The organism is Streptomyces sp. NRRL WC-3549 (assembly GCF_000721935.1).
Classification (GTDB): Bacteria; Actinomycetota; Actinomycetes; order Streptomycetales; family Streptomycetaceae; genus Streptomyces.
Map to the genome: position 1 here is coordinate 26787 of NZ_KL585403.1, position 8939 is coordinate 35725.

Sequence of the window (8939 nt, forward strand, 5' to 3'; positions counted from 1 at the left end):
CACCCCGCCGGTGGCAACTACCGGGTCGAGGCCGTCTCTCCGGTCACCGGACGCCCCCTGCTCATGGCGGTACGCCACGGTTCCAAGCCGCCGACCGTGGGAGCGGTGCTGGACGCCTGGGTGCTCCACCACGATTCCAGCGTCACCTTCGTCACCACCGACCCGCTCGGCCGACGGCCCATCTCCCCCAGAATGGCCTCCCGGTACGCCGACGCGCTCGCCGTGCTCGGCGAACTCGCCGACGGGCGCACCCCGGACGACGTCCGCGCCCGGTTGTCGGAGCTCAAGGGCATGGCCAACCGCTGCCTGCGCCGGGACCAGCACGACTGGCTCGACGTCTGGCGCGTACTCGGATCACCGGACCGCGCCCGCCTCGGTGTCCTGCGCGACCTGGCCGCCGACACGAACCGCGCCGCCGCTTCGGCGGCTCAGGACCCCGATCGCTTCCGGGACGAGTTGGAGCGGAGCGGCTGGTCGGAAGCCCTGACCGAAGCACGGCGAACCCTGGAGAGCCGGATCGCAGTCGCGGACGCCCCCGACCAGTCCGGGCAGTCCGACCAGTCCGACCAGTCCGACCAGTCCGGGCAGACCGATCAGTCCGGGCGGCCCCACTCGGCGGAGCAGACGGGACACGCCGAGACAACCGGACACGCCGAGACACCCGGGCCCGCTGAGGTTGCCGGGGACGGCTCAGCCCTTCCCGTGCCCCCTTCCGCCCCTCCGGTGTCGCCGTCCGCACCGTTCGGCGAACGAGAACTGTCCGCGCGGCCCGACCCGAAGGAAGCCGAAGCCATGACGACCACCGCACCCGGCCCCACCGCCGCAGAGCAGGCAGGCCCGCCCGAACCGTCAGCCCCGACGGAACCGGCAACCCCCGGGCCGACAGCCCCGCACGAGGGCCTCCTTCGCATCCTGGAAGCCTCGGCGGCGGTGGACCGCACATGCAAGACCCACGAGGCGGTGCGCTTCGAACTGATGGCCGCACTTCTGCGCGCGGACCGGCAGCCGACGGCGGACTCCCGCATCGTGGACGTCCGATGCCCCACCGAGGAGGGCCACGTGCTCTACGAGGTGCTCGGAGCCGGCCTCACCAGCTACGCCGACCTCCGCTCGGGTGCGGTGCGGCTCCAGGAGATCAGCCACACCCAGCCCGGGCCCGACGACCGCCGCCTCTGCCTCGTGCTCGCCGGGCCCCCGGCCGAAGAGTGGTCGGTCACGACCGTCCACGACCTCTTCGGCGTCCACGTCCTGTGGCGCACCGAGCACGGGTGGGCCGGGAGGGAAGACGGCACGGCCCTGCTCGCCGGCCCGGCGTGAAGGCCGGCCCCGCCACCTCCCGGCCACCACCGCGAGAGCGCCCGTACACGTGCCGGCTCAGGGCAGCTTCGACTCCAGGTGATACGTCGTGTCGACCCAGAAGCCGCTGGTGGCCCTGCCCTTGATCTCCAGCACGTACTCACCGGCAAGCAGGGGCTCGACAGCACCCCAGACCCCCCAGGCGTAGCGCTGGGTCAGACCCGTCATGAAGGGTGCGGAGAACTCCCGCAACGGGAGCGGCAGGCCGTTGAGCGAAGCCGTCGCCTCCGTCACGTCCAGGGACCGGGGAATCCTCGAATACGAACGGGGGTGCTGCATGTTGAGCACCGGGAAGAACACCGGACGGTCCGCGGGGATCGCGCAGCGCCGCACCACGCGGCCACCGTAGGTGCCGGCCAGGAACCAGACGTCGTCCGGCTGGCCCCACGCCGCATGCTCGCCCGTCGAGTCCTTGACCGGGCAGCGGTCCTCGGGGGCGGACATGGCCCACTGCCACCACCGGCCGGCCAGCGCCCCGCGCTCCTCGACGCCCAGCTTCAGTACCCCGCCGAACGCTTCCCGACCACTCATGGCATCCCTCCCCAGGCGCGGCCCCCTGCTCCGAGGCCTGCGTCGAACACACGGACAGTACCGGAGTGGATCACAGGCGCGCGGTGCCGACCGCGTGGCCAGGCCAGGTCGGCCGCCGTGCCGAGCGCCGGGGCCCGACACAGCGACGGCTCGCGCCGGAAACGAGGACGGGCCGTCCCCGGCGTGGTTCAGCAGGCTGGGGGGCAGCCGTCCGGCGAAGGCATTCCGCCGGTGACGTCCGCGAGCACCCGGTAGTACTCCGCCGGGCGTGACTCGAAGTCCACCCAGGCGTCCAGCCCCGTAGGATCACTGTCCGGCCCGCGCAGCAGGTCGACCGACACCTGGGCGAACCGTTCGGTGAAGCCCAGCCGTTCGGCCTCGTCCAGCAGGGCTCGCAGCTGGGGTACCGCGGCCCGCGCACACCGGCGCCGCTCCGGACCCGCGCCCAGCATCTGTGCGTACCCGGACGCCGCCGCGGCGGTGTACAGCAGCGGTTCCAGCCGCGCGGCGAGAGCCCTGCCCGTCTCCGCCGTCTCCCGGGCGCCCGGCCCGGCCTCCACGAGCACCCGCAGAGCGATGAGCAGCGCCGTGGTCCGAGGGGTGCGCCGGTCGGCTTCGAACCGCACCGCGACACCCTTCCTGAGGTCCTCCCGCATACGCCGGCCCGCGGCCATCGCGCTGTCCGCCGTACGCCGGCCCACGCCCGGCAACCGGCCCAGTTCCGATGCCCCGGCTTCGAGTACATCCCGCACCGTCCGCACGCCGTTCTTCTCCAGCTCCCTGGACCGCAGTCTGACCGTCCACGGCAGACGTGAGAGCGGGGCCCGGCCCAACTCCTCGTCCACCCGGTCGCTGTGGAGCGGGGCCCAGGACTCCCGCACGGCCTTCGTGGCCCGGTCATAGTCCTGGGCCACCCGCGCGGCGGCCTGGCTGAGCGACCTCGCCCGGCGGATGACGCCTGGTCTCACGCCGCTCACCCTCGCGGTGGCGCGCACGTTGCCGCCGACGAGCCCGATGAGCGTCACGGGGAGGCTCACCGCGATGAGCGTGTCCGAGAGCTCGGCGCGGGCCCGCGCGCTTTCGCCGACACCCACCGGGGAGTACAGCTCGCCTCTGTCCGCTCCTTCGGCGAACACGAGGCCGAAGGCCCGGCCGAAGCCGGTTTCCGGGTCGTACCGCGATGCGTCGAGGCGCGGGTCCCGTATGGCGTCGCAGGGGTAGAAGCCTTCGCGTTCCCGGTGGTCGAAGGGATCTGTCCACCGGACCGCGCACTGCCCGTCCGGCTCCTCGCGGAGCACCGTCAGGTCGACCCGCCGGATTTTGGGGTAGTCCGGCAGCGTCATATGGAGGCCCGCCGAGCAGCCCATGAGAACGATGCCGAGCGCCAATACCCAGCGGAAGAACGGCACATGTATCACCCGGGCCCCCAGCGTCTTGTCCACGGTGCGTCCAGCAGAGCCACTGTGCACCGGGCCCGTCCGAGCGAACAACGACGCGAACCGGCAGACGGGAGACGTCGTGGCTTCCTGGTTCCGGCAATCGCGCTGCCGGGGGCTTCCGTGGAGGTGGCCGCCCTCCCCCCTGCCCCCGCGACCGTGCCCCCGCCGCCCTGCTTCCGGCCGGCTGCGCCGACGTAGGGACGGGACGCAGGCGCGGGTGGCGGCGATGCGGGGAGCGGCGTGTGCGGCCGACGGTTCGGGGCGAGCGGAGACATGGGACGCCGCCTGCCTGTCGGCGTCCGTGGAGAAGCCGGCCTGCGCGGTCAGGACGGACGGCCGGTCCACGGAAGACGGTTGCTTCCAGCCCCCGTACGGACACGGAGCGCCGTCACGTAGTCTGACCCGCTCATGATCTGGGGGTTCGGATGCGGAAGATACCGAGCGGTGTGACGACGGCAGTGGTGTCCCTGGCGGCGGGGGTGGCCGTCGCCGGCTGTGCCGGCGGGGGAGCGGAGAAGGAACCCTCCGCCGACCAGTTGCTGGAGCGGGCGTACGAGACGATGGACGCCCTTGAGACGGTGACCGTTGACGCGTCGACCGCACCGACCGGGGGCGACGGCTACTCCAGCCGGCTGACGACCGACCTCAAGGGCACGTGCACGGTCAAGATCACCTGGACCGCCGGTGGCGTCTTCGAACAGATCCGGATCGGTGAGACGGACTACGTGCGTCCCGACCGTGCCTACCTGGAGCGCTGGTCGGGGAAGAAGACGGCGGCCGGGGACCAGAAGCGATGGATCAAGGCCCCTGCGGACAAGGCCGGTCCGGGGGAGGGGCTCGTCGACTGCACCTGGCCCTTCGCGCCCTTCGGGACAGCGGCGAAGGGCAAGCCCACCGAGGTGGACGGCCGCCCCGCCCTCCCCTTGAAGGTGACCGACAAGGAGAACGGCCAAGGCGTCTACACCTTCTACGTCGCCACCGAGGGCAAGCCGTACCTCCTCAAGGTCGCCTACAAGGGGGCCGACTATCGCAGCACGACCTCCTTCAGCGCCTTCGACGAACCGCTGGACGTGAGGCCCCCGGCCGACGCCGACGTACTGGAGACGAGCGCCGCCGGCCGGTGACCCGGATGTGTGGCGACCGCACAACGCCGCAACCCTCCAGGAGCGTTGCGGCGCTGCGGACCTGCCGCTGAGCGTTCGTCACGGGCGCCCCGCGGTGCTGTGCCGTCCCGGGGGACCAGAAGCCCCCCGCTGCCGCACCACGGTGCGGTGCTCCAGCGGGGGCCCGGCAGGGCGCAGTTGTACGGGGGAGTGCGTCGTCAGTCCTTGCGGGCGACGGCGCACCACATCGGCAGGGTGTCGTCCGGGGTGTCGGCCGGTTCAGGACGCCAGCGGGTCAGGGTGACCACGCCGGGTTCCAGGATTTCCAGGCCCTCGCAGAACCGCTCCACCTCGTCGTGGGTGCGAGGTGTGGCGGAGGCGTGGCTGGCGGCGCGCTCGTTGTAGATCCGCATGGACTCCGCCACTTCGGGTGCGGTGACGTCGGCGGCCGGGTGGGACAGGACGAGGTAGCTGCCCGGGGCGAGACGGTCCAGCAGACGGCGAGTGATGTCCCACGGATCCTCGGAGTCCTTGATGTACTGCAGGATCGCCACGAGCATGAGGCCGACCGGCTGGTCGAAGTCGAGGGTGCGGGCGGCCGCGTCGAGGATCGCGTCCACGTCCCGCGCGTCGGCCTGCACGTAGTCGGTCTGGCCGTCGGGGCCGCTGACCAGCAGAGCCCGGGCGTGGGAGAGCACGATCGGGTCGTTGTCGACATAGACGACGCGTGCTTCGGGAGCGGCCCGCTGAGCCACCTCATGGGTGTTGTCCGCGGCGGGAATGCCCGTACCGATGTCGAGGAACTGTCGGATTCCCGCCGCCGCGAGGTGACGTACGGCGCGGCCGAGGAAGGCCCGGTTGGCCCGTACCGACGGCACGATCGTCGGGTTCGCCCGGGCGGCGAGCTCGGCCGCCTCCTGGTCCACCTGGTAATGGTCCTTGCCGCCCAGCCAGACGTTGTAGACGCGAGCGGGGTGCGCGTTCGTCGGATGTGGTGTGGGCTGCGCGAAATCGTTCATTGTTTGCCACCTCGTACGCCAAAAACGGCCAGGTCGGACTTGGGTTCGATCACGGTACCCCTGTGATCCGCTCGTGGCTGCCCATCGGCGGGAACGAGGACCTCCCGGTTGCCCGGCCGGTCCCGCTTCCCGCCGCCCGCCCGGTGCTCAGCCGGCATCCGCCCGGAAGGGGCACGTCCAACGGCCGCGCGTGGCCATGGTCCACCGCGTGGTCCAGCGCGTCCCGGGCGCGGAGCACGCGGCGGTCGGTCGCCTCCGCGGCGTGACTCACGGCAGCAGCGGACGGCCCTCCTGGGCGGCCGCTATGTGCTCGGGCCTCAACGCTTCCCCGCCGTACTGCTCGGTGAAGGCCCTGACACGTCCCAACGGCGACGACGGGTCCGGCGGCGCGCTGCTCACCGTGACCGCGAGGACTGTCTCTGCGAAGGCAATGCCCACCTGCTGCGGGTCGTTCATGTCCATGCGTGCACTGTAGGCCGCGGGTCCGACAGTCCGGGCCGGTGGCCCGGGCGCCGCCTCTCGGGCGAACGCGACGGCAGTTTTACACCCCGGCCTCCACCAGGAACTCGCTCGGCTCACCCGACCACGACACGTACAGACCGTCCCGTGCCCGGGTGCACGCGACGAACAACAGGCAGCGTTCCGCCAGCAGGTCCGCGTCGTGCTGGAGCCGGTCGACGTCGGCCGCGGTGACCGCCCTCGGGAACGGCAGGGCCCCGTCGCTCACCCCGACGACCGCGACGCACCGGAACTCCAGCCCCTTGAACGCGTGCATCGTGCCGACCTGCACGGCATCCGGGCCGGCGGACACATCACCCCGCAGGCGCGCGGCACGGATCCCGGCCGCCTCGAGCCGTTCCACCGCCTTGTCGCACACCTTGTTGAACCGGGCGCTGACCCCGATCTCCCTCAGCGTGATACCGCTGTCGAGCCACCCCTTCACACGGACGACGAGCGCGTCGAGTTCGGCCTCCTCCGACGTACCGGCGAACACCTCGGGACCACTGCCGTGCAGAGCCGAACGGTAACCGAGCAGCGTCTCGTTTCGGGCGTCGTCCGCCAGCTGCTCGAAGGGGCGGCCGAGGAGGAGGGCGGTGGACCAGCTGAGGATCTCGTGGGTGGAGCGGTAGTTCTTCCGCATCTTCGTCGACCGGCCGGTCACCCGGACACCGACCGCCTTCAGGGACACCTTCGTGTCGTAGATGCGCTGGTGCGGGTCGCCCGCGATGAACAGGTCGTCGGGCCGTGCCGGAGCCGCCGCACGCAGCAGCCGCCACTGGGCCGGGTGGAGGTCCTGGGCCTCGTCCACGACCACGTGCCGATAGCGCGGCCCGTAAGCCTCCAGCAGGTCGGCGGCCTCCGCGCACGTACCCAGATAGGTGCGCAGCCCGTCCGCGGTGAGCCGGGCGGTGAACTCCTCGATCGTGCGCCAGACCAGCGGGCGGGACGACCCCGGCAGGGCGCTGCCCCGACCGCGACGCTCACAGCTCTCGTACTCCTGCGGCGTCCGCAGATTCTGGGCGAGGACGACGTGCTTGTACTCCTGGGCCAGGAACTGCGCGGTGCCGGTGAAACCGGTGGCCCTGGCGGCCTGTTCCCAGCGCCCTTCCTCCTCGTTGCCCCGCAGAGGCCTCCGTGACGTCGACACCACACGGCCGGCGAACGCGTCGACGGTCATGATGTCGACGCGGTCACGCAGCGCCTCGTCCTCGACCAGCGCCGTGAGCCCCGCGCGCAACGCGGCCACGAGTGCGTTGGTGTACGTCGTCAGCAGGATGCGGTCCCCGTCCCGCAGATGCCCCAGCAGGTGGCGTACCCGGTGCAGGGCGACGACCGTCTTACCGGTCCCGGGACCACCGGTCACCTGGGCCGGACCGGAGTAGGACGGACGGTAGGCGACCTTGTGCTGCGACGGGTGGAGGAAGACCCGCCAGGCGTCGAAGGGCTTGTCGAGGATGTCCCGCAGTTCCTCGGACGCGGTGACGAGAGCGATGCGTGCCCGGGTACGCCGGATGGCCGTCGCGTAGTCCTGGGTGTCCACGGGCGGATCGCCGGCGGCCACCGTGGACATGGCCACCGACACCACGTCGCGCCACACCTCCTCCACGCTGAAACCGGCCGCCAGATACTCCAGGACCTCGCGCTGGTCCTGCGGGAAGTACGGGGCGAACACCTCCAGTTGCTCCACGTCGGACAGCGTGCGGGCCTGCCGCAGGGTGGTCTCGTCGATGCCGAGCGCCCCCATGTCCCCGTCGGACACCTTCGCGAACAGCCGCTCGTCAGGGGCCGGGGCGATGCGCTCGTACGCCGGGGTGAGCTCGTCCAGCATCGCGATGTCCCGGATCTCGACCGCCCGGGTGACGGGGTTGATGCTGGCCTTCTGCTTGATCGCCCACGCGATCGCCTTGTCGTGCGGCATCACCCGCAGCAGGACGTAGGTGTCACCGCTGTCCGGCGCGAGGACGACGCCTCGCGTCCCCTGGTCGATCCGGATGGTCCGGATATGCGGATCACGGGCCCGCTTCAAGGTCTCCAGCTTGAGCCCCGGATCCTTGAACAACTGGTCCAGCGTGAGACGTTCGAACTTCTCCCACGCGTCGAACACCCCCTGTTTGACGCTGCCCTGGAGCTTGCTGAGCTGGGCGCAGAAATCGATGTCGAAGGCGAGATGGGGCATGGGCGGACTCTCCGGGGAGCAGCGGGTGGTAGGGGTGACGGCCGATCAGTCCGACGGTATGTCCAGACCGAGCCCGATGAGGGACAGCGCCTCGGCGACTTCCTCGGCCATCTCGTCCCCGGCACCGTAGACCAGGCACAGATCGGCGTGGAGGGGCCCGAGGACCAGCTGCGCCTCGGTCGCGTGCCCTTGGGCGAGCAGCAGCATGCCGATGTCCCGACGCAGATCGACGGCCTCCTCGCTCACGTCACCGTCCACGGCCCGGACGATGTCGAGAACCCCCCGCAGCGATGCCAACGCGTCGGTCACCTGCCCGAGTTCACCGCGGCAGCGAGCAGCCTGCGCCCGGCAGGCGCGGGCCTGCGGGCTGCTCGGGCCGCCGGTGCGCGCATACGCGTCGGCCAGGGCGTCGAACTCGGGCAGTGCGGCCCGGTAGTCGCCGCCGAGCAACCGGATCGCGGCCCGCTGCGTGCGGAGCTCCAGAACCTTCCGGCTCTCCGGGCCGAGCGCCCGCGCGGCGTGTTCGATGATCTCACTCAGGACCTCGGCGGCCTGGGCGAACCGCTCCTCTTCGAGCAGCGCGTCGGAGTGTGCGTACGCCTCGGCGATCTCCTCGCGCAGCTGCTCCGGCACAGGCACAGGCACGGGCACAGGCGACGCCGCGGCCGGATCGGCCACCGTGGGCTCCGGCGGTCGTCCGGGGCGGGCACGCGGCGCGTACGGCCGGCGGAAGATCCCCGTCGGATCCGGCACCCCCTCCGGCCCGGCCTCACCGGGATCGGTCCTCTCCCCGGGCTGCGGCAGGAACGGCCGT

The 8939-nt window shown here is 71.7% G+C and carries 6 protein-coding genes and 2 pseudogenes; 2 read left to right on the top strand and 6 right to left on the bottom strand.

Going from position 1 to position 8939, the window contains the following annotated elements; all coding sequences use genetic code 11:
• Positions 1-1317: pseudogene (locus IH13_RS0117510) on the top strand (ATP-dependent DNA helicase); the annotation flags it as partial.
• A 57-nt stretch (positions 1318-1374) separates the two neighbouring features.
• Here the strand turns inward: IH13_RS0117510 and IH13_RS44680 are convergent.
• A complete protein-coding gene (locus tag IH13_RS44680; protein ID WP_031085502.1) occupies positions 1375-1887 on the bottom strand; it encodes a hypothetical protein in 513 nt (170 codons plus the stop codon).
• Positions 1888-2075: 188 nt separating this feature from the next.
• Complete coding sequence (locus IH13_RS0117520) at positions 2076-3329, bottom strand: helix-hairpin-helix domain-containing protein (protein WP_234433316.1); 1254 nt, start codon at positions 3327-3329, stop codon at positions 2076-2078.
• 422 nt (positions 3330-3751) lie between these two features.
• Here IH13_RS0117520 and IH13_RS0117525 point away from each other — a divergent pair, with 422 nt between their 5' ends.
• On the top strand, positions 3752-4450 hold the full coding sequence (locus tag IH13_RS0117525) for a hypothetical protein (protein ID WP_031085504.1): 699 nt from the start codon (positions 3752-3754) through the stop codon (positions 4448-4450).
• 197 nt (positions 4451-4647) lie between these two features.
• Here IH13_RS0117525 and IH13_RS0117530 read toward each other — a convergent pair whose 3' ends face one another.
• The 4 genes and pseudogenes from IH13_RS0117530 to IH13_RS0117550 all read right to left on the bottom strand — a co-directional run.
• Positions 4648-5448 (bottom strand): SAM-dependent methyltransferase, encoded by an 801-nt coding sequence (locus tag IH13_RS0117530; RefSeq protein WP_031085505.1) that lies wholly within the window; start codon positions 5446-5448, stop codon positions 4648-4650.
• Between the two features lie 267 nt (positions 5449-5715).
• Complete coding sequence (locus IH13_RS0117540) at positions 5716-5910, bottom strand: hypothetical protein (RefSeq protein ID WP_031085507.1); 195 nt, start codon at positions 5908-5910, stop codon at positions 5716-5718.
• A 79-nt stretch (positions 5911-5989) separates the two neighbouring features.
• Positions 5990-8125, bottom strand: a complete 2136-nt coding sequence (locus IH13_RS0117545; RefSeq protein WP_031085508.1) for a UvrD-helicase domain-containing protein — start codon at positions 8123-8125, stop codon at positions 5990-5992.
• A 45-nt stretch (positions 8126-8170) separates the two neighbouring features.
• Positions 8171-8939, bottom strand: a pseudogene (locus IH13_RS0117550) (serine/threonine protein kinase); the annotation flags it as partial.